This is a genomic window from Ruegeria sp. CDSA246 (assembly GCF_059611225.1).
Genome location: NZ_JBXWPD010000017.1, coordinates 67,689 through 92,516, shown reverse-complemented (window position 1 = coordinate 92,516; position 24,828 = coordinate 67,689). Strand labels below are relative to the sequence as shown.

The 24,828-nt window shown below is 55.5% G+C and carries 24 protein-coding genes, 1 tRNA gene and 1 pseudogene; 11 read left to right on the top strand and 15 right to left on the bottom strand.

From position 1 onward, the window contains the following. Positions 1–267: 267 nt before the first annotated feature. On the bottom strand, positions 268–882 hold the full coding sequence (gene msrQ, locus AC2FI9_RS19510) for a protein-methionine-sulfoxide reductase heme-binding subunit MsrQ (RefSeq protein WP_496769960.1): 615 nt from the start codon (positions 880–882) through the stop codon (positions 268–270). Between the two features lie 4 nt (positions 883–886). Then, positions 887–1,789 carry a protein-methionine-sulfoxide reductase catalytic subunit MsrP gene (msrP, locus tag AC2FI9_RS19505; protein WP_496769958.1) on the bottom strand — a complete coding sequence of 301 codons (903 nt, stop codon included), beginning with the start codon at positions 1,787–1,789 and terminating at the stop codon, positions 887–889. A 337-nt stretch (positions 1,790–2,126) separates the two neighbouring features. On the opposite strand from msrP, the gene AC2FI9_RS19500 reads away from it, so the two are divergent. Continuing rightward, complete coding sequence (locus tag AC2FI9_RS19500; RefSeq protein ID WP_496727428.1) at positions 2,127–2,942, top strand: cyclase family protein; 816 nt, start codon at positions 2,127–2,129, stop codon at positions 2,940–2,942. Between the two features lie 130 nt (positions 2,943–3,072). Then, the gene (locus AC2FI9_RS19495) at positions 3,073–3,999 is read left to right on the top strand and encodes a class I SAM-dependent methyltransferase (protein ID WP_496769956.1); all 927 of its coding nucleotides are present in this window, start codon (positions 3,073–3,075) and stop codon (positions 3,997–3,999) included. A gap of 63 nt (positions 4,000–4,062) precedes the next feature. Here the strand turns inward: AC2FI9_RS19495 and clpB are convergent, their stop codons facing one another. Continuing rightward, positions 4,063–6,681: an ATP-dependent chaperone ClpB gene (gene clpB / locus AC2FI9_RS19490; RefSeq protein ID WP_496769954.1), complete on the bottom strand. Its 2,619-nt coding sequence runs from the start codon at positions 6,679–6,681 to the stop codon at positions 4,063–4,065. A gap of 127 nt (positions 6,682–6,808) precedes the next feature. Continuing rightward, positions 6,809–7,129, bottom strand: a complete 321-nt coding sequence (locus tag AC2FI9_RS19485; protein WP_496769952.1) for a hypothetical protein — start codon at positions 7,127–7,129, stop codon at positions 6,809–6,811. 148 nt (positions 7,130–7,277) lie between these two features. Between AC2FI9_RS19485 and pyrF the strand changes: the two genes are divergently transcribed. Beyond that, positions 7,278–7,997 (top strand): orotidine-5'-phosphate decarboxylase, encoded by a 720-nt coding sequence (gene pyrF, locus AC2FI9_RS19480; protein WP_496769951.1) that lies wholly within the window; start codon positions 7,278–7,280, stop codon positions 7,995–7,997. Between the two features lie 308 nt (positions 7,998–8,305). Here the strand turns inward: pyrF and AC2FI9_RS19475 are convergent, their stop codons facing one another. Then, on the bottom strand, positions 8,306–8,713 hold the full coding sequence (locus tag AC2FI9_RS19475) for an NUDIX domain-containing protein (RefSeq protein ID WP_496769949.1): 408 nt from the start codon (positions 8,711–8,713) through the stop codon (positions 8,306–8,308). An 88-nt stretch (positions 8,714–8,801) separates the two neighbouring features. Between AC2FI9_RS19475 and AC2FI9_RS19470 the strand changes: the two genes are divergently transcribed. After that, positions 8,802–10,055 carry a DNA polymerase IV gene (locus tag AC2FI9_RS19470; RefSeq protein WP_496769947.1) on the top strand — a complete coding sequence of 418 codons (1,254 nt, stop codon included), beginning with the start codon at positions 8,802–8,804 and terminating at the stop codon, positions 10,053–10,055. Positions 10,056–10,057: 2 nt separating this feature from the next. On the opposite strand, the gene AC2FI9_RS19465 is transcribed toward AC2FI9_RS19470, so the two are convergent. Further along, on the bottom strand, positions 10,058–10,918 hold the full coding sequence (locus AC2FI9_RS19465; RefSeq protein ID WP_496699870.1) for an N-formylglutamate amidohydrolase: 861 nt from the start codon (positions 10,916–10,918) through the stop codon (positions 10,058–10,060). Between the two features lie 149 nt (positions 10,919–11,067). Between AC2FI9_RS19465 and AC2FI9_RS19460 the strand changes: the two genes are divergently transcribed. Continuing rightward, positions 11,068–11,142 (top strand) — tRNA-Val (locus AC2FI9_RS19460). A 93-nt stretch (positions 11,143–11,235) separates the two neighbouring features. Continuing rightward, positions 11,236–11,361 (top strand): type B 50S ribosomal protein L36, encoded by a 126-nt coding sequence (gene ykgO / locus AC2FI9_RS19455; protein ID WP_005648635.1) that lies wholly within the window; start codon positions 11,236–11,238, stop codon positions 11,359–11,361. 118 nt (positions 11,362–11,479) lie between these two features. Here ykgO and AC2FI9_RS19450 read toward each other — a convergent pair whose 3' ends face one another. The 3 genes and pseudogenes from AC2FI9_RS19450 to AC2FI9_RS19440 all read right to left on the bottom strand — a co-directional run bounded on the left by AC2FI9_RS19450 (position 11,480) and on the right by AC2FI9_RS19440 (position 14,336). Continuing rightward, positions 11,480–12,142: a hypothetical protein gene (locus AC2FI9_RS19450; protein WP_496769946.1), complete on the bottom strand. Its 663-nt coding sequence runs from the start codon at positions 12,140–12,142 to the stop codon at positions 11,480–11,482. A gap of 254 nt (positions 12,143–12,396) precedes the next feature. Beyond that, positions 12,397–12,551, bottom strand: a pseudogene (locus AC2FI9_RS19445) (integrase); the annotation flags it as partial. 210 nt (positions 12,552–12,761) lie between these two features. After that, the gene (locus AC2FI9_RS19440) at positions 12,762–14,336 is read right to left on the bottom strand and encodes an arylsulfatase (protein WP_496769942.1); all 1,575 of its coding nucleotides are present in this window, start codon (positions 14,334–14,336) and stop codon (positions 12,762–12,764) included. Positions 14,337–14,493: 157 nt separating this feature from the next. Here AC2FI9_RS19440 and AC2FI9_RS19435 point away from each other — a divergent pair, with 157 nt between their 5' ends. Both AC2FI9_RS19435 and AC2FI9_RS19430 read left to right on the top strand, forming a co-directional pair. Then, positions 14,494–15,393, top strand: coding sequence for a LysR family transcriptional regulator (locus AC2FI9_RS19435; RefSeq protein ID WP_496769940.1), 900 nt, complete (start codon positions 14,494–14,496; stop codon positions 15,391–15,393). 478 nt (positions 15,394–15,871) lie between these two features. Continuing rightward, positions 15,872–16,888, top strand: coding sequence for a Fe(3+) ABC transporter substrate-binding protein (locus tag AC2FI9_RS19430; protein ID WP_496769938.1), 1,017 nt, complete (start codon positions 15,872–15,874; stop codon positions 16,886–16,888). 67 nt (positions 16,889–16,955) lie between these two features. On the opposite strand, the gene AC2FI9_RS19425 is transcribed toward AC2FI9_RS19430, so the two are convergent. Next, on the bottom strand, positions 16,956–17,885 hold the full coding sequence (locus tag AC2FI9_RS19425) for an autotransporter domain-containing protein (protein WP_496769936.1): 930 nt from the start codon (positions 17,883–17,885) through the stop codon (positions 16,956–16,958). 241 nt (positions 17,886–18,126) lie between these two features. Between AC2FI9_RS19425 and AC2FI9_RS19420 the strand changes: the two genes are divergently transcribed. From AC2FI9_RS19420 to AC2FI9_RS19410, 3 genes are all read left to right on the top strand, one after another. Then, positions 18,127–18,342 carry a hypothetical protein gene (locus tag AC2FI9_RS19420; RefSeq protein ID WP_496737020.1) on the top strand — a complete coding sequence of 72 codons (216 nt, stop codon included), beginning with the start codon at positions 18,127–18,129 and terminating at the stop codon, positions 18,340–18,342. A gap of 293 nt (positions 18,343–18,635) precedes the next feature. Further along, on the top strand, positions 18,636–20,168 hold the full coding sequence (locus AC2FI9_RS19415; RefSeq protein WP_496769934.1) for a phospholipase D family protein: 1,533 nt from the start codon (positions 18,636–18,638) through the stop codon (positions 20,166–20,168). A 73-nt stretch (positions 20,169–20,241) separates the two neighbouring features. After that, positions 20,242–20,607 (top strand): cupin domain-containing protein, encoded by a 366-nt coding sequence (locus AC2FI9_RS19410; protein WP_496769932.1) that lies wholly within the window; start codon positions 20,242–20,244, stop codon positions 20,605–20,607. 127 nt (positions 20,608–20,734) lie between these two features. Here the strand turns inward: AC2FI9_RS19410 and AC2FI9_RS19405 are convergent, their stop codons facing one another. The 5 genes from AC2FI9_RS19405 to AC2FI9_RS19385 form a co-directional block, all read right to left on the bottom strand. After that, entirely contained in the window at positions 20,735–22,006 is a 1,272-nt protein-coding gene (locus AC2FI9_RS19405; RefSeq protein WP_496769930.1) for a TRAP transporter large permease, read from the bottom strand. 3 nt (positions 22,007–22,009) lie between these two features. Continuing rightward, positions 22,010–22,528 (bottom strand): TRAP transporter small permease, encoded by a 519-nt coding sequence (locus tag AC2FI9_RS19400; RefSeq protein ID WP_496769928.1) that lies wholly within the window; start codon positions 22,526–22,528, stop codon positions 22,010–22,012. Positions 22,529–22,601: 73 nt separating this feature from the next. Next, entirely contained in the window at positions 22,602–23,591 is a 990-nt protein-coding gene (locus AC2FI9_RS19395) for a TRAP transporter substrate-binding protein (RefSeq protein WP_496769927.1), read from the bottom strand. A 115-nt stretch (positions 23,592–23,706) separates the two neighbouring features. After that, positions 23,707–24,138, bottom strand: coding sequence for a TetR-like C-terminal domain-containing protein (locus tag AC2FI9_RS19390; RefSeq protein WP_496769925.1), 432 nt, complete (start codon positions 24,136–24,138; stop codon positions 23,707–23,709). A 79-nt stretch (positions 24,139–24,217) separates the two neighbouring features. Beyond that, positions 24,218–24,598, bottom strand: coding sequence for a hypothetical protein (locus AC2FI9_RS19385; RefSeq protein ID WP_496769961.1), 381 nt, complete (start codon positions 24,596–24,598; stop codon positions 24,218–24,220). Positions 24,599–24,828: the final 230 nt, after the last annotated feature.

Below are 24,828 nucleotides of genomic sequence, written 5' to 3'. Positions count from 1 at the left end.
GCGTCCGGCTGTCTCTCCAACCCGTCCGGCCGTCTCTCCGACCCGTCAGCACCGCCTCAGCAGCGCCGGTGAAGGGGGTTCTAAGTATAACCGCATAAGTCCGCAAGCAGAAAATTGGACAAACTTACGAAAAACCGAATTTTCTTAATTTATTGCATAAAAACAATATATTAATAAGTGACGACTATTCCAAACAAAGCGATCGACAGAGTAGCTGGCAGCGAATCTGGAGTATTAGACAGAGTTACCCACAGACTCGGTACTGAGTCAGGCGGAATCGGCCGCGCGGAACCGAGTCAGCAGGCCGGAAACCGGAATGCGCAGCAGAATCAAGCTAACGATCAGAGACAGGTAGACCAGCGGTTCGATCTGAAATCCCTTGGCAAGCATAACATAGTGCAGCCCGCCCAGAATCGCGGCGGGAAAGACAAGCCGCTGCAGGATGCGCCAACGGGCCCCCAATTTGCGCAGGGACAGGTTGTTTGACGTTACCGCCAGCGGGATCATCAGGATAAACGCTGCCATGCCGACTGTAATATAGGGACGCTTCAAGATATCCGCCCAGATCTGACTGGGCAGCTGCACGTCCAACACCAGCCACACCAAAAGATGCAGGCTGATATAGGCAAAGGTCAGCACGCCCAGCGCCCGGCGAAACTTGAGCAGGTTCAGCCCAAAGAATCGCCGCAGCGGCGATATTGCCAACACGACGATCAACAGTTGAAGCGCCAGTTCGCCATACCGGTGTTCCAAAGCCTCAATCGGATCCACGCCCAGACCGCCGGTCAGCCCCTGGTAAAACAGCCAAGGGGCCGGAAGCGCCCCCAACAGGTAGACCAGCCACACCGGAATGCGGCGCAATATCTGATTCAGCGTCTGCATGGTCTTAGTAGAATTCCTTCAGATCCATACCGTCGTAAAGTTCGGCGACCTCTTCTTCGTATCCATTGAACATCAGCGTCGGGATACGCTTGGCAAAGAGACCGCCGCCAATCTGACGTTCCGCGGCCTGTGACCAGCGTGGGTGATCCACGTTGGGGTTCACGTTACTATAGAAACCATACTCGCGCGGAGCGGACATGTTCCAACTGGTGGGCGGTTCAACATCCGAAACGGTGATGCGAACAATAGACTTGATAGACTTGAAACCGTATTTCCACGGCACCACCAGACGCAGAGGCGCGCCATTCTGGTTGGGAATGGGTTTGTCATAGATGCCGGTCGCCATGATGGTCAGTGGGTGCATCGCCTCGTCCAGGCGCAAACCTTCCCGGTAGGGCCATTCGAGGATCGGAAATTGAACGCCCGGCATCTCATCGGGACGGTATGCTGTTTCAAACGCCACGTACTTGGCGCCTTCCTGCACACCAGCCATATTCAGCAGATCAGCCAGTTCAAACCCGTTCCACGGGACCACCATCGACCAAGCCTCAACACACCGGAATCTGTAGATGCGCTCTTCAACCGTCATCTCGGACATGATGTCTTTGATATCATAGTCACCCGGTTTGTCGACCAAACCGTCGATTGTGACGCTCCAGGGCTCGGTCACCAGAGTATGCGCGTATTTTGCGGGATCGTCCTTGCGAGTGCCGAACTCATAAAAGTTATTGTACGAGGTGATCTCTTCCCAGGTGTTGGGTTCCAGAACTTCCTGTGCCGCCGCCGGTCTGGCTAGCCCCGCCAATCCCACACCTGCCAGGCCGGCCATCACCTGCCGCCGGTTCAAGAACGCCGCCTGTGGCGTGACGTCGGCATGTGTCAGTGTATTGGTCCAGCGATGCGCCATTTAAGTCTCCTTGGTAAGCTAGCCTGAGATTCCAGATAATCCGCTGATACCACACCGCCAAGGCAACATGCGTCACGATTGGGAGAAGAGACTGTAACGTTTCACGCCAAATCAAATACAAATTACCTATGACAATCCCCGGGAACCAATTGCGGCAATACCGTTGATACCTGTCACGCCAAGTTGATCGCATCCCGCCCAATTTAGGCGGTACACCAAGGCCTTCAATCTTTACAACTGCTTCACGCAACTTGCAGTCTTGTTGCCAGGATTGGCCAACAGGCCCTTAGATCCGCTGTCCACCCGATTGTCGGGCAAGACTAAAGGGAGAAGACGAATGTGTGACATCTGCGTGATGAACGCGGTCAAAGACCGTATGCTGTCTAGAAGAGGGTTCTTCAAAGCTGCCGCTGCCTCTGGTGTGGCTGTTGCCGCAACTGGCACCAGTGCATCGTTCGCCCTCGCCGCTGGTGAGGGTAAGGTCGAGGATATGACCCATACGATCAGTGCCGATTTCCCAACCTATTTTGGCGAACCGGGGTACGCGTCCGAACAGGTTTTCAATTTTGGCGAACACGGCTTTAACCTGCAGCGCCTGACAGTCAATGAACACACAGGCACACATATCGACGCGCCGCTGCACTTTTCAGCGGATGGTGCTTCGGTGGACGAAATCCCCGTGTCCGATCTTGTGGCACCGCTTTGCGTTGTCGACATTGCCGCCCGCGCAGCCGAGGATGTCGATACGCTGCTGACACCAGATGACCTGAAGGCATGGATGTCTGCCAACGGAGACATTCCGGATGGCGCTTGCGTGGCCTTGTATTCCGGTTGGGCCGCCAAAGCTGACAGCGACGCGTATCGCGGTTTCGACGGTCAGGCACAACATTACCCGGGTTTCCACCCCGAAGCCGCAATGATGCTGATCGAAGAGACCGGTGCACGCTCGATCGCATCCGACACGCTGTCCCTGGACCACGGCATATCGACCGACTTCGCCACCCATTATGCTTGGCTGCCCACGGGCCGTTTCGGGATTGAGAATATCGCGGGACTGGATCGCGTACCGGCGGCTGGCGCAACGCTGGTGATCGGTGCGCCAAAACATGCCGGTGGCACCGGCGGGCCTGCGCGCATTTTTGCAATGGTTTGAACGAAGTGGCCCGCCTGCTGGCGGGCCTTATCTCCAAAAGACTGGCGACTTTGACCGGATAATCTGAACTCTGCCAATTGGTAGGGTATTCAGGCTACGTTGTCATACAGACAATTGAAGCGAGCTTTTCATGTTTTATGTTCCGCAAAGTGCCATTCCCGGCCTAAGCCGCACCGCTCTTGGGGTTTGCGCCTTTTGCGCCTTGGTAAACCGCAACCCAACATATCGGCGTGTATTCTATGACCCATTTGCCGAGCAGCTGTTTCGCAACGGTTCTACCGAGGGGCCCGAGGTCCTGGATCAAGCTACCGACTGGGATGCCGTGCTCAAGTTCGCCGATGACCGTTCAGTGGCGCGCCGTCTCGTCGCGTCGGTCCTGTGGCGCAAGACATTCATGCAAAGCCGCGCGCTTACTGCAATCAAGAATGGTGCACGTCAGATCGTAGTACTTGGCGCAGGTCTTGATACGCTGGGTCTGAGGCTGTCCAACAGTCACAGCCACATTCCGGTTTTCGAGGTCGACCGCCCCGAGACCATCGAAGCCAAGCGGTCTTTGATCAGTTCAAATTTTGGCGTTCCACCAAACGTTCGATATACGGCGGTTGATTTCTCTCGTGAGACAACGCTCGATAAGTTGCAGTCGCTCGGTTACGACCATGAACTGGGCACGGTCTTTATTGCTGAGGTTTCGCTGGAATATGTAGCACCGCCCGAAGTTGCAGATGTCTACACAATGATCCGGTCGAATGGTTCAAATGAAACGCGTTTTCTGACGACATACGCGTCAACCGCCGCAACGTCGCAAGCGCAAAAGGAAGTCGACAGTATCGGAAATGCGGTGGCCGGAGTCGGCGAACCCTTTCGTTTCAACATCTCTCCCACTGAGGTCAGCGCCTACGCGTCTGAACAAGGGTTTTCTGTGCTTGAGCACATATTTGGGCGCAGAGGGACCGAAAAATACTTGAGCGAATTGGGCCTGGGTCCAGAGACGATGGATTTCCCTATGGATTCTTTGGACGCCTCGTCTTTCTCACTTGTTCAACTGCGACCCACTTGAACAAGTTGCTTTTGAAGTGACTTAAAAAAGAAGGCCCGCCGGTGTGGCGGGCCTTTGTTTGGTTTAATGCACCACGGCATCATCCGGACGGGGCCGCTCTGACGTACCCAGCCGGTCGCCGATAATCAGACCGTCTGAGCCTGCGGTCACAGGGACGGTCTCACCATCCTTGATCTCACCGGCAAGCAGAGCCTCGGCCAGCGGGTTTTGCAAGGCACGCTGGATAACGCGTTTCAGCGGGCGTGCACCGAAGACCGGGTCATAGCCCTCGTCGGCAAGCCATTCCTTGGCGCCGCCATCCAAGACCAGCTCGATCTTGCGGGCGGCCAGACGTTTCTGCAGACGAGCCATCTGGATATCGACAATACCATCCATATCGGCCCGCTTTAGGCGATCAAAGATGATCGTTTCGTCCAGACGGTTCAGGAACTCAGGCCGGAAATGCGCCCGGACCGCGTCCATCACGTCACGCTTGGCCTGCGCACTGTCGGCACCTTCTGGCAACTGGCTGAGCGCCTGAGACCCAAGGTTCGACGTCAGGATGATCAGCGTCTGCTTGAAGTCCACGGTGCGGCCCTGACCGTCGGTCAGAACGCCGTCATCGAGAACCTGCAGCAGAACGTTGAACACATCCGGGTGCGCCTTTTCGACCTCGTCAAACAGCACAACCTGATAGGGCCGGCGTCGTACGGCTTCGGTCAGCACACCACCTTCGTCATAACCGACATAGCCCGGAGGGGCACCGATCAGACGGGCAACCGCGTGTTTCTCCATGAACTCGGACATATCGATACGCACCATCGCGTTGTCGTCGTCGAACAGGAAGTTCGCCACGGCTTTGGTCAGCTCGGTCTTACCTACACCCGTGGGCCCGAGGAACAGGAACGAGCCCAGCGGGCGGCCTTCGTCGTTCAGGCCCGCACGCGCACGACGTACAGCATTGGCCACAGCAGTGACCGCCGCATCCTGACCGATCACGCGGGAATGCAGATCGTCTTCCATCCGCAGCAGTTTCTCGCGCTCACCTTCCAGCATCTTCGAGGTCGGGATACCAGTCCAGCGTTCAACCACCGAAGCGATCTGTTCCGGACGCACCGTTTCCTCGGCCATCATCTGGCTGCTTTCGGCATTTTCGGCCTCGGTCAGCTTTTTCTCAAGCTCTGGGATGACGCCGTAAGACAGCTCACCCGCTTTGGCGAGGTTGCCTTCACGCTTGGCAATCTCGAGATCAGCGCGCGCCTTGTCGAGCTGCTCTTTCAGATCGCGCGCGCCAGCAAGTTTGTCGCGTTCAGCCTGCCACTGGGCGGTCATCTCGGCAGATTTCTCCTGCAGATCGGCCAGATCCTTTTGCAAGGTTTCCAGACGGTCCTTGGAGGCCGCATCATCTTCGAGCTTCAGCGCCTGTTCCTCGATCTGCATCTGCAAAATCTGACGATCCAGTTGATCGAGTTCCTCTGGCTTGCTGTCCACTTCCATCCGCAAGCGAGCCGACGCTTCATCGACTAAGTCGATGGCCTTGTCGGGCAGGAAGCGATCAGTGATGTAGCGATGCGACAGGGTCGCTGCCGACACCAAAGCCGAGTCTGAGATACGCACACCGTGGTGTAGCTCGTACTTTTCCTTGATGCCGCGCAGGATGCTGATTGTGTCCTCGACAGTCGGCTCCTGTACCACAACCGGCTGGAACCGGCGCGCAAGGGCCGCGTCTTTTTCCACGTATTTGCGATACTCATCCAGCGTGGTCGCGCCGATACAATGCAGCTCACCCCGGGCAAGCGCGGGCTTGATCAGGTTCGCGGCGTCCATCGCGCCATCGGATTTCCCGGCACCGACCAGCGTGTGCATCTCGTCGATGAACAGGATGATTTCACCGGCGGCCTCGGTGACCTCGGTCAGAACGGCCTTGAGGCGTTCTTCGAACTCACCACGGTATTTCGCACCGGCGATCAGTGCGCCCATGTCGAGCGCGAGCAGTTTCTTATCCTTCAGCGATTCCGGCACGTCTCCGTTCACGATGCGCAGGGCCATGCCCTCGGCAATCGCGGTTTTACCGACGCCGGGTTCACCGATCAGAACCGGGTTGTTTTTGGTGCGGCGCGACAGAACCTGCATCGAGCGGCGGATTTCTTCATCCCGTCCGATGATCGGGTCGATCTTGCCCTCAGCTGCGGCTTCGGTCAGGTCACGCGCGTATTTCTTGAGCGCGTCATAGCCTTCTTCCGCCGATGCGGTGTCAGCCGTGCGACCCTTGCGGATGTCATTGATCGCTTCATTCAGCTTTTGGGCGGATACAGCACCGGCTTCCAACGCCTCTTTGGCCTTGGATTTCACCATGCACAGGGCCATCAGAACGCGTTCGACCGGCACAAAGCTGTCGCCTGCTTTGGTGGCGATTTTTTCAGCCTCGGCAAAAACCTTGGCCGTCTGGCCATCCATATAGATCTGGCTCGCATCACCGCTGACCTTCGGAATCTTTGACAGCGCGGCGTCCAGTGCTTCGACCACGCGGGTCGGCGCGCCGCCGGCGCGTGTGATCAGGTTGCTGGCCAGCCCCTGATCGTCATCCATCAATGCTTTCAAAAGGTGTTCGGGCATCAATCGTTGGTGCCCCTCACGCAGCGCAATGGTCTGCGATGCCTGCACGAATCCCCGTGCCCGCTCGGTGAACTTGTTTAAGTCCATAGTATTCTCCTTTTCCTAAGCGCCCTGAATGTGATGCGCCCGCTTGGCGGCACGCGTCGGTCTGGGCCTCACATTCAATCTGGGAAATATCTTTGCCCGTTCAAGAGGCTGGAGCGCAGATTCAGACTTATCGTCGGGGTACGGTGTAGACATTGTATCCGCCCGTCTGCGCGACCTCGCGTGCAGGGTACATTTCCACCAACGATTGTGCGGCGTCGCTGCCCGTCGGGCAGGAAACAAGGTCTGCTGCATCATCCAGAAAATTGACTGTAAAAGACGTCTCGCCGGTCAATTGGCAATCATCGTCGGTCGAACGATACCCCCCCACCAGGCGCAAATTGTCATTTGTCGGGGATTTGATGACCGTATCCGCGGCCTCATTTTCCAATGGCATATCCTGACATCCCATCAGGGCCAGAAGTATCCCAACACTAAATACCTGTTTCATAGTCCCCCCATCGAGAAATTCTTATGAATGATCGGCACCATATCACAGTCCGGCCAAAGCTGCGTGATCTCGATCACGCGCGCGCTGCATGGACACGGCCGCCCGAAACCGCTAGGACGCAGACGTTTGCCAAAAAGGAGCCCGCACCATGTCCGATGATCGCCTGATCGTAGCCCTAGATGTTCCCAATGCCCTTCAGGGTCTGGCAATGGCAGAACAGCTGGGCGACAGCGTTTCCTTTTACAAGATCGGGCTGGGGATGCTGACCGGTGGCGGGTTGGCTTTGGCCAATGAACTGAAACAGGAACACGGCAAGCGCATCTTTCTGGACATGAAGCTGTTCGATATCGGTAACACCGTCGAAAACGCCGTTCGCGGGCTGGCGCAATTCGATCTGGATTTCCTGACGGTGCATGGTGATCCGCATGTGGTTCGGGCCGCGAAAGAAGGGGCCGCTGGCAAAGACCTCAAGATTTTGGCCGTTACCATCTTAACCTCGCTGAACCGCGACGACCTGGATGCCAGCCTACTAAAAGAGGGCGACGTTCAGGATCTGGTTGTCGAACGCGCTGCACGCGCGCTTGAGGCTGGTGCCGACGGCGTCATCGCCAGCCCGCAAGAAGCCGCGCTAATCCGTGCCCTGCCCCAGGCCGAAGGTCGTCTGATCGTGACCCCGGGCGTCCGCCCCGCAGGTGCCGCGCTTGGCGATCAGAAACGAGTTGCTACACCCGCAAATGCCGTCGCAGATGGCGTGGACCACATCGTCGTGGGCCGACCTGTCTATCAGGCCGACGACCCTAAAGCTGCTGCCGAGGCAATCCTTGCCGAATTGTCCTCACCGCAGGCAAAAGCACCGAACAGGGCTTAATTCTCGACGCATTGCAGGCTAAAATTTTTTAGGGCTTGATGCCGGGTGGTCGCGTCCGCGCAGACAATTTCTGACGGTTTCTGCGGCTCAAGCAGTTGACCCAACGTCACTTTTTGCCAATTCCGCGCCAAATCGTCCCTGTGCCCCAAAACACACATGAAATATGCGAGTTTTCGTTGTGTGACCTGGGTCCTATCTAAATCTCGGAATTTGCGCGATTCTGGGGACGTGATACTCCCCGCGGACCATCTCTTCCTGAGGTCCGTCACCTCCCCCCGCCAATCGCGGGGGGTCTTCTTCTGAAAACCTCACATGTCAAAAGACGGCCTACCTTGGGCCAAGTAGTCACGTAGGCGGATCGCGAAATTCGGCACCGTCAACGCATTCTCAAGGTAAATATCCGGCGACATCAAACACCATCCTTGCCCCTCATCGCCAAACCTGATCAGGTTGACGTCGCTGGGTGGCCGGTGTGCTGCGAAGAACCAGTTTTGCCCATACATGCGCGACCAGACAAAATCAGCCTTGGCGAGGTGCAGCCCGACTTCTTCCAGTGTTTCGCGCCTGACGCATTGCAGCGGCGTCTCTGACCCTTCGCGCCCTCCGCCGGGAAAGTCGAAATGGCCCGGGAATGGAATGTCCTTCTTGTCGTCCCTTTGAATGACCAAAAGGTCTGGTCCAAGAAACAGCGCGACCTTCGCCCCCGTGAACTGCATGAGCGCTTTCTCTTTGTTGCCCAACCGGATAAATTTTAGCCAGTAACGCCTGATATGACAAAGCGCATAAAACTGAGATGTAAATGTAATGCCCGCTTTATGCCGCGACTGCTTTTCGATTCTGGAACAGGAAGCGCGCTGCCCTTCCTGCGGCAGCCCGCGGATCAAGACGCACCCCGAGCTGTTCGACCTGTCCATCGCGCATATGGATTGCGACGCATTCTATGCCTCGGTTGAAAAGCGGGACAATCCCGATCTGGCCGACAAACCGGTGATCATCGGAGGCGGCAAACGCGGTGTCGTGTCAACCGCGTGTTATGTGGCGCGTATTCGGGGTGTCCGCTCTGCGATGCCGATGTTCAAAGCCTTGCAACTGTGCCCGGACGCCGTGGTCATCAAGCCTCGCATGTCGGTCTACGCCGAGGTGTCACGACAGATCAGAGCCATGATGGACGAATTGACCCCTGTAATCGAACCACTGTCACTGGACGAAGCATTCATGGATCTGTCCGGTACGCAGCGGCTGCATGGCGCGCCACCGGCAGCCATGCTGGCAAGACTGGTTAAGCGGATGAAGGACGAGCTGGGCGTAACAGGCTCAATCGGTCTGTCGCACAACAAGTTTCTGGCCAAAGTCGCCTCGGATCTGGACAAACCGCGTGGGTTTTCAGTGATAGGCAAAGCTGAGACCGCCGAGTTTCTGTACGATAAACCAGTGCGCTTGATCTGGGGGATCGGCCCGGCGGCACAGGAATCGCTGGATCGTGCCGGCATCCGCGCCTTCTCGGATTTATTACGCTGGGATCAGGAGGCACTGACAGCCCGCTTCGGATCTATGGGGTATCGGCTATGGCATCTGGCGCGCGGTCAGGACAAACGGCGCGTGTCTTCGCACGAGCCAATGAAGTCGATCAGCAACGAAACCACGTTTTTCGAGGATACAGCCAGCCTGGACATCCTTGATGGGCATCTGTGGCGCATGTCCGAAAAAGTTGCGGATCGCGCCAAAGCCAAAGGGCTGGCCGGACGGGTCGTAACCCTGAAACTTAAACAAGCAAACCACAAGATCATCACCCGACGTGTCTCGTTGCGGGACGCCACGCAGATCGCGGACCGCATCTACCGCACCGCACGTGGGCTATTCGATCAGGTCGGCGACAAAGGGCCATATCGTCTGTTGGGTTGCGGAATATCCGATCTGTGCCCCGAAGATCAGGCGGACATCTCGGGAGACCTTTTGGATCCCGACGCGTCAAGGCGGTCTCAGGCGGAACGCGCAACGGATGAAATCCGGCGCAGATTCGGAACGGATGCGATTGTCAAAGGCCGGGCTTTGCGCTGAGGTTACTCAGCCGCCAGACGCAACGGATCGCGGCCTATACCCGAGATTTCCCGTATGACCTGCCGCAACATGTCCTGAAACGCTGCGAAATTGCCGTTCGGCGCGATTTTGACCTCATCCATATACAAAGATCGGTCGATCTCAATCTGGATAGCGTGCTGATTGCGCCCTGGCCGCCCGTAGGTCTGCGTAACGTATGCGCCGGCGAAGGGCGCGTTGCGCGCCACGATCAGACCCGCCGAGGCAAACGCGGATTCGATCCGGTCCACAATCTCGGTCGAAGCCGAAGCGCCAAATCTGTCACCCAACACGATCTGCGGGCGCTGGGACGTGGTCGTACTGGCCATCGAAACCGCTTCATGCGGCATCGAATGGCAATCAATCAAAATGGCCTGACCAAAAGCCGCGTGCGATTCGGCCAGCAGCGACTTGAGACGCGCATGATAAGGACGCCAGCAGGTGTCGATGCGCAGACGCGCCTCATCCATCGTCAGCTTCCCGCGATAGATTGCGCGCCCATTGGCGACGACCCTGGGAATCACGCCCAGCCCCGAAGCGACACGCGGGTTATGGCCGTGGCGGCGCGCGCCCTGGATCAAAGCCGGGTCCAACTCCTCAGCACTGCGGTTAAGATCCAGGTAGGCTCTTGATTTTGTTGCGGATATTAGGGGCGCACCATGGTCAGTCGCTGCGGAAAACAACTGATCCACGAATGCATCTTCCGAAGATCGAATCACATTCTGGCTCAGAACCGTCCGGTTCAGCATCGCTTCGGGGTAGTTCCGGCCACTGTGAGGAGAAGAAAATACAACGCAAGACGTGCGCTTGACGGGCATATCCAATACGTAAGCAGCGTTCTTCATGGTGACTCCTTGTTCGCATTGAACATAGACCGGAAAATAGTTCTACCAAACCCCTTGAACCCCTTTGCGACTCCTTTTATAGACCCCGCTACCGGCGCGGGGTTCCGCGCCCCATTTCGTTATGGGGCAGGGCACCGCAAAGGTTAAGTGGGCGGTTAGCTCAGCGGTAGAGCACTTCGTTGACATCGAAGGGGTCACAAGTTCGATCCTTGTACCGCCCACCATCTATTCACTGTTTCGGGTCTGACCCGGGACACCCGCAAACCCAGGCGCTGGCCACGTCCTTGATGAAGGCGCCGCAGATTGGAGACAGACCCATGAAGGTCAAGAACTCGCTCCGCTCGCTCAAGAACCGGCACCGTGATTGCCGTGTTGTGCGTCGCAAAGGCCGCGTCTACGTGATCAACAAGACGCAGCGCAAGTTTAAAGCTCGCCAGGGCTAAGAACTGCACTCTACCGAATTTTAAAGCCGCGCTTTCGAGCGCGGCTTTTTTTGTTTGCGGTGTTAATGTCTGCTATGCGGGACAGAGTTGCCGTTCGAAGTATTGCCACGAACGTCAGCTATACATCATTCAGCGCCCAGTCTTGTGCTTTGACTTCCAGAGTTTGATCTCTCAGGTAGAAATGAAAATGGCGTGATCCGTTTCCTTCCATCTTGATCCAAGGAGTAGGGTCCATGTTATCTCGTGTATTGCCTGAAATTTCGTAGAATTCTCCCCATGATGGCGCAAGGCCGCTGAAACGGCACTGCCCTCGATACCATCCCTCGTCGTTTATGGGCGTAACGCGATACAACGCGCACCCTTCAAAGCGAACAGTGATTTCTGGGACATTCTCGTACTGACGGTAAACGTAGTGATTTGGCTTCACACGCGTCAGAAGTGTCTGACCTTTTTGTTCGAGGCTGAGGCTCGCATCGTTTGGGTGGGCGTTCCAATCTTCGTTTAGGCGTTTAAACGTAGGCAAGTCATCTTTCTTAAAGTGCCAAGGCAATTCGGCTTTTGGGGTCCAAGTGACCGAAAGTCGATTTGGGCGCTTCACTAACGAACTTAGCTCCTCAGCAGGTTCGTTGGCCAATACGGCGATGCTGCCACGACCAGACAGTTTCCATCCCGTCAAGCAGCTTCGTGTCCGCTGTTTGTCAATTTGTGCAATCGACAGGTTGCATTCGGCCACTCTTAGCAAATCCCCCGCTTCCGGAACATGGGTAAGCTGGTCCAACATGAGGACTGTCCGAGATTGACCGGTCTCATCTTTGGGAAGGCTAAACACGTCAGTAAGGCGACCCTGTGGTTTACGCATTTTGCCGCTTTCAATAGCTAGTTAACTCGTCTCGCTGTCACAGTAGATGGCTTATAGGATACTTTGAAGCAGACATTCAAAGGATGCATTGCTGTCAACACTTTGGGCTCAAAACGGCCCAATGACGCACAGAAGATAAAGAACCGTTCTGGAATGGCGGAGCCGCTCGCCGACTGTTGCCGGATGCTCAACGCGCCCTCCAGTTCAATGCCTGGGTAGCGCCCCGGCTGTCGACTTTCGTGTGACCCAGCAAAAGCTGCACAGCGCGAAGGATTCCGGTCTTGCGTTAGATTTTTGAGGCTTTCGCCCGTCGGAGTGAACGCGTGCTGTAAGAACCGATCCAAAGCTGAGCGAGGTTGGGGCGGTCGAATCGATGTCACGATTGCTCCTACATTGGCGTCGAGCCCAGACTTTTTGACGCTGCGGCATACACGAGTGCCCGAGCAAAGTATCAAAGCGGACCCACGTGCGCAGGTGTTTTCAAGTACTCGATTAAGAAGATCGAGAGGCACAATTGGATGCCTCCCGACTATTGTTTGTTTTACTGTGACATCCCGCCTTCGGTCGAGATTTGTTCTTCCACATGAGTTTGATTGGTTACGTCCGATCCCCGCGGAGGATAGTCCTTGAACGTAGACAGGTGGTTCTGAACGATCTTAGCCGCAGGACCAAAGGCCCACATCTTGTTGCCCATCCACCGGGTATACATCCCCGACTCCTCGGCCGCCTTTTCATAAGGATCACGGCGCAAGTTGAATAGAAGCGGAGCATTCAGTTCCTCTTTGGGTCCAGCCCACCCTTCGGTTTGAATTGTGAAATGCGCTTTCCAGTCACCGTGACGTACGGCCTGCAGGTCCGGCCCCTCGTAGTAGACGATTTCTTCGCGACTGCTGTCGCCTGCGCCGGTCAAGAACGACAACTGATTGTAACCATCAAGATGCACCTGATAGCCTTCGTGACCCTCTAACAAAGCATCCGGCAAGTCATCCGGTCCACCAGCAGCCGCGACCAGGGTTGGCATCCAGTCGAGCCCGGCAAAGATGCCATTACTCACGGTTCCGGCGGGAACTTTCCCGGGCCAGCGAATAATGGCAGGCACGCGGAAACCGCCTTCCCAGGTCGTGCCCTTTTCACCGTGGAACGGCGTTGTTCCCCCGTCGGGCCAAGTCATGGTTTCGGGGCCGTTGTCGGACGTGAATACAACAATCGTATTGTCGGAAACGCCCAGTTCTTCCAGCCGAGCCATGACTTTTCCTACGTTGTCGTCAAGTTCCTTCATCACCACATCTTGCAGCCCACGCCCATCGCCGAGCATGGCTTCGTATTCAGGGCTCAGGTGTGTCCAGACATGCGCACGCGCTGGTGCCATCCAAACAAAGAACGGAGTGTTGCTTTCAACCGCGCGGTTGATGAAGCCCAGTGTATGGGCCGTCACTTCGTCATCCAGCGTCTTTTGCCGTTCAGGCGGAGCGGGGCCATCGTCGATGATGCGTTGCTTGCCGACCAGACCCCAACGCGGGTCTACCGTTTCATCAACCGTATCTGTCGCATAGGCGTGGATGATATTCCGAGGACCAAAAGTGTCGTTGAATTTCTGATCTTTGGGCCAGTCCGGGTCAGACGTGTATTCCATCGCGTTCAAGTGATAGAGCCAACCCCAATATTCATCAAAGCCTTTCACTGTTGGCAGAAACTTGTTCATATCGCCCAAGTGGTTCTTACCGAATTGGCCGGTCGTGTAACCCAAGGATTTCAGCATGTTGGCCAAGGTGGGATCGTCATCACTCAGACCCTTTTCGGGGTCTCCGGGTAGGCCGACGGTATGCATCCCGGTACGAACCGGCAACTGCCCGGTGATAAAGGCCGAACGCCCCGCCGTGCAGCTTGGCTGAGCATAATAATCCGTCAGGCGCATGCCATCCGCTGCCAGTTGATCGAGATTGGGGGTTTTGATGCTTTTAACCCCCTGATGATAGCTGCCAAGACTGGCCCACCCCACATCGTCGGCCATGATGACAAGGATATTGGGTTGGTCGGTTTCGGCCAAAACAGGCGTAGCACAGACCGAAGCTGTGGTCACCGTTGCCGAAAACGCAATGGATCGAAGGTTGAACATTTTGACCTCTGCGGAAGTGGAAGGCGATACCGATGATGGAAATATCGGAAGGTTCATCAGGGATAACGGTCGAAACTTTAATGCTGCAACAGAGCTTTACTAGGATTTCACATTATGAAAGTTAAAAACCGATAACTGAGATGAAATTGACCGCTCGATGAATGAAAACGCCTTAACCGCCTTTCTTACTTTGGCTGAAACTGGCAGCTTCCAACACGCGGCCCGCGTGATGGGTGCCTCCAACGCGTCGTTTTCCCGCTATATTGGGCAAGCCGAGGACCATGCAGGGCTCGTGCTGTTTCATCGAAGGCGCAACAGCAGTACGCTGACGCGGGCGGGGCAGGAGTTTTTGCCCATCGCTAAGGCTCTGCGGCAAGACCTGGATCGCTATGCGACGCGTGTTGCCAGTTTGCGTGACGCCGGACCTGGTACTTTGCTGATCGGTTGCGGGCCTCTGACCACAAGATCTCTGATCGTGCCCGTCCTGCGATCTGTGCGGCAGGTAATGCCCGACCTTCGATTCAGAATACTGGTGAGCGCCTACGCGCGTCCGCTCGACTTGTTGCAAGCGGGGCAGTTCGATGTGTTTCTGGGCGATCTGACCTACACACCGGATGCCGACAATGTCGAAATCATGGTGATGGAAAAACGGCAAATTCAGTTTGTTGCGCACCCCGATCATGAAATTCACCAACGCGGCCCACAAACAATGGCAGGTGTTTTCGACTTTCCCTTTGCATCACCGCATCTTCATAAACACTGGAGAGCGACCCTGATAAAGTCACTTGGTGGCAACACCGAGGCGGTCAATAAGGTCAATGCCCAGCCGAATATTGAATGCGACGACTACAACTTTCTGACCGGATTATTGGCAGAGCCAGACTATATCGTAGGAGGGATGCCGGACACTTTCGCAGAACTGATCAGCACAAAGAAAATCAAACCGGTGTCGATGAAACAGAGCCTTTCATGGAACATCTGCGCGGCGCGCAAATCCCAAAACACTTCGGCTGCTCTTGAATTGTGTTGGAGTGAACTGGCCAAACACCGGGCGTGACCGGTGATTTGAAGAACACAAAGACGCCCAACTGGGACGTATCGTGGTTCGACTAAAACGTTTTCGCGAGCTCAGTTAGCTTGGCAATGTCTCGGATTACACCGCAGAGCGGCTTTTTGTTTGAAAATGGCCAATGGTGGCAATGCTGCGCGCTGTGTGAACTCGCGGTTCTAAAATCGCGGCACGCAGTCCGAATGGCTGACTTCTTCCTTGCATGGCGGGACCAAGAACTACGCAGTTGCAGCATGTTTGGTGCGGCGTGCACTCACAGCGTAGAATCCAATTCACACATTGGACCCTTAACAATCCTACCCACCAACTTTTTCTGCATCGTACTTTCCGCATCTTGCCCCCACCGGACAATAGCGACCATTTGACCAACTAATTTTGTCAGATTTCCTTGCATCCACTCGGGAATCGTTTAATTGACAATTTCAGTCGGATTACTACGCCGCACATTTCAATGTTGGGAGTTATGATGCTCAAATCCTCTACCTGCTTCGCCGCCGCATTGTCGGCCCTGATTGCCACTTCTGCCGCTGCCGAGGGTGAGTTGAACCTTTATTCCTCGCGCCACTATGACACCGACGAAAACCTGTACAGTGATTTCGAAAAGGCCACTGGCATCACCATCAACCGCATCGAAGGCAAAGCCGATGAGCTGATCGCGCGGATGGAAGCCGAAGGCGCGAACTCGCCCGCGGATATTCTGCTGACAGTCGACACCTCGCGCCTTTCACGGGCCAAGAATGCCGGCATTCTGCAACCGATCGAAACCGCCGTTCTTGAAGAACGCATCCCGAACAACCTTCAGGACAGCGACAATGAATGGTTCGGCTTCTCGCAACGTGGTCGCATCATTTTCTACGACAAGGAAAACGTCGCTAACCCTCCAGCGACATATGCCGATCTTGCCAAGCCCGAATACAAGGGGCAGGTCTGTATCCGGTCGTCCAGCAACACCTATAACCAGACCCTTCTGGCGTCGATCATCACCCATGAAGGCCCCGAAGCAGCAAAGGCCTGGGCCGAAGGCATCGTGGCCAACATGGCCCGCGAACCACAGGGCGGTGATACCGATCAGCTGCGGGGTATCGTATCCGGCGAATGCGACATCGCGGTTTCAAACACTTATTACTTTGCTCGCGCAATCCGCAAAGATGTAAAAGGCGTCTCGGCCGATATCGATGCAATCGGTTGGGTCTTCCCGAACCAGGACAGCTATGGCGCGCATATGAACCTGTCCGGTGCAGGTGTGGCTGCAAATGCGCCGAACAAAGAGAATGCCGTTCTCTTCCTCGAATATTTGGCAAGCGACAGCGCCCAGCAATATTTCTCGGCCGGGAATGACGAATTCCCCGCGGTTGAAGGCGTCGCGCTTGCGGACTCGGTGAAATCGCTGGGTGAGTTCAAAGCGGATGAGGTCGTCCTGTCCGACGTCGCCGAAAACCTGCCGACAGCGCAAAAGATCTTTAACGAAGCCGGCTGGAAATAATCTGGGCAAAAACCAGAGCAGTAAGAAGGGCGCAGGTTTTCTGCGCCCTTCTCCTTTGGTGGCAGGTTCAGAACCGAACCCCGAACCCGACCGAAAACCCCGAAAACGAATCCGCGATAACGCCGTTCAGCATGACGCGCGCGCCCTCGACGGCGGGCAACCCGATCTTTGTGGTATCGACCTCAATTCCGACACCTACCGTCGCGAGCCAATCCGTATCCAACACCATCGCGCTGTCGCCGTGATAGAGGACAACACCCCCGTCCAAAACCAGCTTTGACGGACTGCCCAGTAGTTTGACCTTGTCCAGCGGATAGCGATAGCGCGAAAACAACGTGGTCTGATTCGAGTTTGCGCGCGCATTCCCAACCTCGGGTTCGTCTATCGGGTGAAACTCCAGAAATGTTTGGCGCAGTTTGTATTCTGCGTGCCAACGGCCGAACTGTGCCTCGCGAAAAAGACTCAGGGACGCGCCGAAGCCAAAGGCGTTCAGATTGCCATCCACCTCGCCCACTCCGTTCGAGCGGGTCGGAAACAACGGGAAGTCGGAAAACACGGCGTCCGTTGTGACATGGCCAAGGGACAGATGCGCGGCTGGCCGGATGTGCCAATCATTTGTGAGCGGAAATTCCCATCCGACACCAAGGGTCGCGGCGATGCTTGACCATTTCACATCCAGTTCGGTATCAGACCCGATTTCGGGGAATATCACCACCGGATTATAGTTCTGATAGGCGAACTGACCTTCCAGATACAGGCCGTTGTCCAATGGTTTGAACCCGCCGCGCAACTGTGTGGACCGCAGATTTCGCGCGTCACCGGCTGCGCTCAGAAAGGATAGGGACGACAGTGTTTCGTTCGGTGTGGCGGCAATACTCAGCACCGCAAGAGCGGCCCGGGCGGCGGTTTCCGAGGCGTCTGGATCCAGGTTTTGCGCGTTGGTCGACGCGGCGAAACCACAGAACAATGGCAGTGTGTACGCAACAAGTCTTTTCAATCGCAGGTTCGCCTGTCGTATGTTGTCGGCCGGCAAGCGCATCCTTGTAGACGCGCTAGACGTTAAGCGAACCGTAACCCAGTCTTAGTTTACGAAAAACGAAAACAACAAATTCGCGGTCACGAAATCTGATGGCTTGCATTTTGGAAACACCCGGTCATCGTGGCGTTTTCAACAACCATCCGGAATGTGATTTGGAGTTTTCCCCCAAAACGGGTTCAATCACGTCAGGAGGCTCGCCATGAAAAACCGGGATAGTTTCGAGAAATTCTACTTTGCCAAGGTTGGCATGGGCGAAGCCTGCGGCTGTGCCGAGAAGGTGATTGATGTGTTCGAATTCAACCGACAGGGCGGCGCACAGTCCAAGCGTGCAGTGAAATCGGAAAGACGCAAACGTCGTTCATTCCGATCCTGGGCCATGAAATACGGGTTGCTGAGCCGCAAACCCCGAACCTGAAAATCGTCACCCATTTGTGGGACGGCGCAGGTGCCTTGAACCAGTTAGGTGCTTTATGATCAGAATTGGGGGCCGATCGGACCTGCAAAACCCGGCGACACCCCTTCAACCTCAGTATCCGAGACTCCGTCTTCAATTTAAAACGACGCGGTCAGCGAACACCCCTGCGCGGGCCCTTTTGGGGTTTCGCCCAAACAACACAGGCTTGAGAAACGACCCGGTGAATACGGAAACAAACTTGCAATCACCCCTACAAGCGTAGTCACCTGAGATAGAATGGGGGGAGAATGTCGATGAAGCCATGGGCCGTCGTGGTTTGTCTGTGCAGTACGCTGGCTCTTGCTGCATGCGCCCCCAAAACGCGCAGCTATGAAAAGTCTGTTTCGTCGTCCTTTGCGACCCCCGCAAACAGCGCCCTTGTGCGCGCAGCCAACCGGCTTGGCGATCCCAAGGATGGGCGGTCCGGGGTAAAACTGATCAGTGATGGGGAACAAGCGCTGGTTTCAAGGCTTTTGCTGGCCGCTGCGGCCGAGCATACCATCGACGCGCAGTACTACCTTTTGCACAATGACCCCACGGGCCACCTGTTTGCAGCCAGCCTTTTGCAGGCGGCAGACAGGGGCGTTCGTGTCCGGCTGCTTTTAGATGACATGGACACGTCCAGCTACGACGCTATGACCGCAGCGCTGGACTATCACGAGAATATCGAGATCCGGCTTTTCAATCCCTTTTGGCGGGATCAAAGCCTGCTGATTGCGGGCCTGACAGACATCAAACGCATCAATCGCCGGATGCACAATAAATCCATGACCGCAGACAACACCTTCACGATCGTCGGGGGGCGCAACATCGGGGCCGAGTATTTCCTGGCCCGGGAAGAAATGAACTATGCCGATCTGGACGTGCTGGCGGCAGGCCCCGTCGTGAATGAGGTTTCCCAGAGCTTTGACGCCTATTGGAACAGTGAATTTGCCGTTCCCGCACGCGTGGTTGTTGGACAACCGGAATCGTTTGACCTGAACGATGCGCGCACAAGGCTGAATGAGTTGGTGGAGGAAGCAAAACAGACCCAGTACGGCGCTGCGCTCAGGAAATCCGCGCAAGAGAATTTTGCCGACGGCGCGCTGCGGCTGAATTGGGTCCCCGCGCGTTTGTATGCTGACCCGCCTTCAAAAGCTGCGGGCGTTGAAACGTCCGACCCCATTCTTGCATCGCAATTGCTGCCGTATTTTGAAATTGCCAGCAGCGAGGTAAATATCATCTCGGCCTATTTCGTGCCGCGCAACAATGGCGTCCGATGGATGACCGAGTTGGAAAATCGCGGTGTGGACGTCAAAGTCGTGACCAATTCCTTAGGGTCGAACGACGTCGTGCCGGTCTATGCCCATTACGCCAAGAAACGCAGAGCGTTGCTGCGCGGTGGTGTTGAGCTTTATGAATTGCGGCCAGACGCCTATCAGGTTCAGCGTCGCGGTATCAACTGGGCACAATCCCGATCCGGCCTGCATTCCAAGGCTTTTGCCATCGACGACCGTTACCTCTTTGTTGGCTCATTCAATTGGGACCCGCGGTCTGTGAACATCAATACCGAAATGGGCATTCTGATCGACTCTCCCGCGATGGCCGTTCAAACGATGGGTGCATTGGACGCGGCCCTGCCCGCCTACACCTACCAGGTGACGTTGGAACGCGCAGGCCAGCTTAAATGGAGAACACGAGGACCGGACGGGGAAATACTGGAATACAATTCCGAGCCCACAGGGTCGGTCTGGGATCACATCGTCTCTGGTTTTCTGAGTATTTTACCGATCGGGTCACAGCTTTAGGCCCGCAAGTAACGACTAACGCGACCGATCATTCTTAGGTTTACCGCTGCAAAAAGCCGAAAGGACGTTCACCGTGAAGTATTGCAAGCTTTATGCCGATGCTGCTGGCGAAAGCCATTGGGATGACATTGACGTCAACCTCGAGGAACGGAGTTTCGCCCCGCCCGCGCAGGCCATCGAGGTATCCGAGCCAGAGCGCGTCAAACAGACAATGTTCCTGCGGCTTCGATCCGGTTGGAACGAGCCCATCCATCCGACCCCGGTGGCGCAAAGGCTGATATGCCTTGCAGGCACAATCCGCGTCACTGCAAGTGATGGAAACTATCGTGACATCGGCCCCGGCGACGTGTGGCACATGGAAGACAAAGTGGGAAAGGGTCACCACACCAGGGTCACAAGCGATCAGGACTTTGAAGCGGTCATAATTCAGTTTGAGTAACTTCGCCGATCCGAGGCCATATACGAAACCCCAGACGGAACCTTCACTGGAGGATGGCACCGTTTCGGCCTGACTGTATCCCGGTATGGCAGTTTGTAAGAACCAATTGAGTGCGCCGCTTGTTCCGTCAGAACAGCTTGTAAGGAATCCAAAGCGCCAAATCCTGCCAGAACCACAACAGCACGGCCGTCGCTAACATGATGAACGCAAAAGGGATGGCCCCTTGAATAACCTCTTCAAGGCGCGCCTTTCCGACAGCTTGAAGGACAAACAGGTTTAATCCGACCGGCGGAGTGATTAGCGCTGTCTCGATCAGGACGACGAAAAAGATGCCGAACCAGATCGGATCAATTCCCATGACTTCAAGCGCAGGGAAAAGCACCGGAACCATAATCAGCATCATGGAAAGTGCTTCGAGGAAAAAGCCGATAATCAACAACACGAGCCCGACCGCGAAAATAAAAATCGTCGGGTTTGAGATGTTTTCAGTGAGAAAGCTGCTGATCGATTGCGGAATCAGATACAAAGTAATGGCGTAAGAAAAAACCTTAGCCCCTGCGACGATGATGAAAATCATCACAGTGGTTATCAGTGAATCGTGCACGGCTTCTCGCAGTTTTGCGAAGGTCATTCTTCGCATCGCGAATGTTATGACTATCGCGATCACGAACCCGATGCCCGCGCTTTCTGATGGCGTCGCTATTCCTGCATAGATCGATCCAATGATTGCTATAGCCAAGACGACAGTCGGAAGCGCACTTAATGTCACCAGCAGCCGTTGTTTCATTGGCATGCGCTCGACTTTTAAGCTCTTTTTGCCGCGCGCATAAAGCATGGCGTAGATGATAAAGAGCGTTGCAAGGAACAATCCAGGTCCAATTCCGGCAAGGAAAAGCGTTGGAATCGAAGTCTCGGTAATGACGCCATAGATGATCAGCGGGATCGATGGGGGGATCAGAATGCCCAGGGTTCCTCCGGCGGCGAGTTGTCCCAAGATGAATGGACGGTCATAGCCGCGCTTTTCCATCTCGGGGATGGCGACGGTGCCAATTGTGGCTGCCGTCGCCACCGAGGATCCCGAAATCGCCGAAAAAAGCGTGCAGCTTTTGATCGTAGCGACGCCCAATCCCCCGGGCCAATGCCCGACCCAAGCCTGCACACCGGCAAAGAGATCCCGTCCGACGCCGCCTTTCAACAGCACGTTTGACATGAGCAGGAACAAAGGCACGGCCAAAAGTTCAAAACTGTCCATCGTCCCGAACAGGCGCTGCGGCACGGCAATCAATGGGAGCCCTTTCAGCCATAACAGCACAACCCCGAGGGCGCCCATGGAAAAGGCGACGGGCACGCGCAAAAGCAGCAAACCCAGCAGGGCTCCGATGATCAGAATGGTTTCCAAGGGTCAGTGACCCCCAAGTTCATGGTTTTGCAGGTTCGCCTGACTCGTCCACACTCGGTAGATTTCCACCAAAGCCTGAAGCGACAGCAAACCAAACCCAACCCAGATCGCGGATTGAGTATAGGCCTTGGGTACAGCAAGGTAGCTGTCCGTCGTGTGCCCGGCGAGCGTGGATTTCAGCCAGATGTCCCAACCATATCGCGCGGCGACGCATCCGAAAAACACGATAACAAGCAACGAAAACGTCTCGACAACCCTGCGCCTAAGCGTGTTCGCATCCCGGAACGCCAAATCAATGACGATGTGCTGGCGGTGCTTTAGAACATATGCCGTCGCGCCAAAGGTAGCCCAAACCTGAAAGATCCTTGCGATCTCATCCACCCAGACCGTCGGGCTGGTGAGCGCGTAGCGCATGAAGACCTCGTAAGCCACAAATATGCCTATGGCGAAGAACATCCATCCGGCGACAATACCAAAGAGTTCAGACAGCCAATCGACGGTTCTGGTCAGGGCTTGCAGCATTCGGGGTGCCTCGCCAATAGAAGAAGCAACCGAACGTGGGATGTCCGCTTGCTTTGACAATATGAAGAAGGGATTACATTCCGGACACGGCTGAAATCACTTCGGCGGCAGTATCGCCTGCGTCATCGACAAAACGCTGAGAAACGCTCGAGGTCGCCTCAATCCATTGCTGACGCTCTTCATCGGTCAGATCAACCACGGTCATCAGGCCGCGCATTTCGTCAATGGTTGCGTCTTCTTCTGCGTAGATCGCGTCACGCAATTGCTGTTCGACCTCAGCGGCGGCGTCCAGAATGATCTGCTGATGCTCGGGCGAAAGGCTTTCGAAAAAGTCGTTGTTCATGACGGCCACAAATTCGATGGCGCTGTCATATGACAAGGTCATGTGATCCATCACTTCGTGCAGTTTTCGCGACTTCACGGCAGACGCACCTGTCATGCCCACATCGACAGCACCCTGCTGATAGGCCAGAAACTGTTTTGACCCCGACATCAGCGTGGGTGCGCCACCAAGCGCCTCGACGGTCCAACCAATCACCTTACCGTAGGTCCGGACTTTTTGGTCCTTGAGATCGGCGGGTGTTCGGATGGCAGACCCGTTCGACAAATAGACATTACGCCCAAACGCCTGCCACCACAGAACCTTGGCCCCCGTTTCCTCAAGCACAGCGGCATCCAGAATGTTGCGCATCGGTGATCCAGTGGCAACGGCCGCCCGCAGATGGTCCTCATCACGGAAAAAGAAGGGCAGGTTCACGACGTCTACTGCCGGGACCGCCCCGGTAAACCGGCCATTAAACGCCGAACCGGCCTCGACAGCGCCTGTACCCACTGCTTCTGGAACTTCCTTATCTTTGTAAAGCTGCGCTGACGGGAACAGCTGAACCGATAGCTCACCGCCGGACTTCTCTTCAACGATATCCTTGAACGCGATCCAGTTCTGTCCCAACGAATGAGTCTCTGGCAACTGTAACGTCACTCGGATGATGGTTTCGGCCTGCACGATGATCGGAGCAGACACTATGAGTGTTGCAGCCAACGCCGCCTTAAACATGTTACGCATGATACCTCCGTCGAATTTTCGGATTTTCCGCTTTCTTAACTTGTTTGGCAGCGTCGTAATGCGGTGGCATTGATGTCAATTCCATATGCAATCACTTTCGAGAAAACGAGGACACTTACCCTGACTGATACCCCTGCAGATATTGGGTCATGAACTCGGACAATTCAGCTTGTACCGCATCCGCGTCCAACGCGACGAACCGGCCTTCCAGCGATAGCTTTACTATGCCGTGCACAGCAGAAAACACAGTTCGTGCACGCGAAGCCAATGTGTCGTCATCCAACTGAGGGTTCAATTGCGATAACGGAGCGATGATCTCGGCGATGAGCACCGCGTGTTCCTCAAGGTGCCATTGCGGGACCGGTACACCCGGCTGCATCCGGTGATCGAATAAAGCGGCCCATAGGTTTCGGTTTTCGTTACCGAAATCCAGGTAGGCCAACGCAAGTGCAAGCAGCTTTGCCTTGGGCGTCTCTTGTGATGCGGGGGCGTTTTGTAGTGAGACGTGCAAACGCGCCAGTGTGCGCGAGTTCAGACGAATATCCATGTAACGCTGCGAAGCCGCGTTAATTATGGCACTTATCAAATTCCGTTCCCGTTAATGTCTGCTCAACTCCGGATCCGAACTATGTTTCGGTAAAGCCCATTTCTGAGATCAACCTTGCCTGCAGTCGCATCGCTTCGTCATCAACCTGGTTTTTTCTTTTTGGCGCAAGTCCTGAATTCCGCCAGCGTCCAACCAGCTTCTCTTTCTGCCACCAACAGTTCGTCGACATATCCGCTGCTTGTACCGCAGGATAGCAAAGGAGGTCGGCAGGGATGTTTTTGCCTAAGTCGCACGCCCGAATGTCATCCTTTTTTGTCGGCTCGCGTTCAAACCTCGCCACCCTGACAAAGTACAAGTAGAGCATAGGGCGCTCCTTGAACCGGTCGAAACTGTCCCGGCTGTATCCCATCACTTCACAGGTCTGCAAAACACTGCCGAGCTGCCCAACCAGTTCCAGCATCCCGAGTTTCGGATCGATGGTCTTTTCAGGAGTGCTTGTTATTGATCGCCAAGCCTTGCTTGCGCACCAGAAGGACAAAAAAGTCAGATCTAGCGATATGCCCGCACCCAAGACTACTTTCGGTAGGCTGTTTAGAAACGCGTGAAGTCTTGCGCTGTTGGCGGGTCACCAGCTGGTGCTTCTAGCTGACCGATCTGATCAAGCGATCGTACTGACACATCCACCTATTG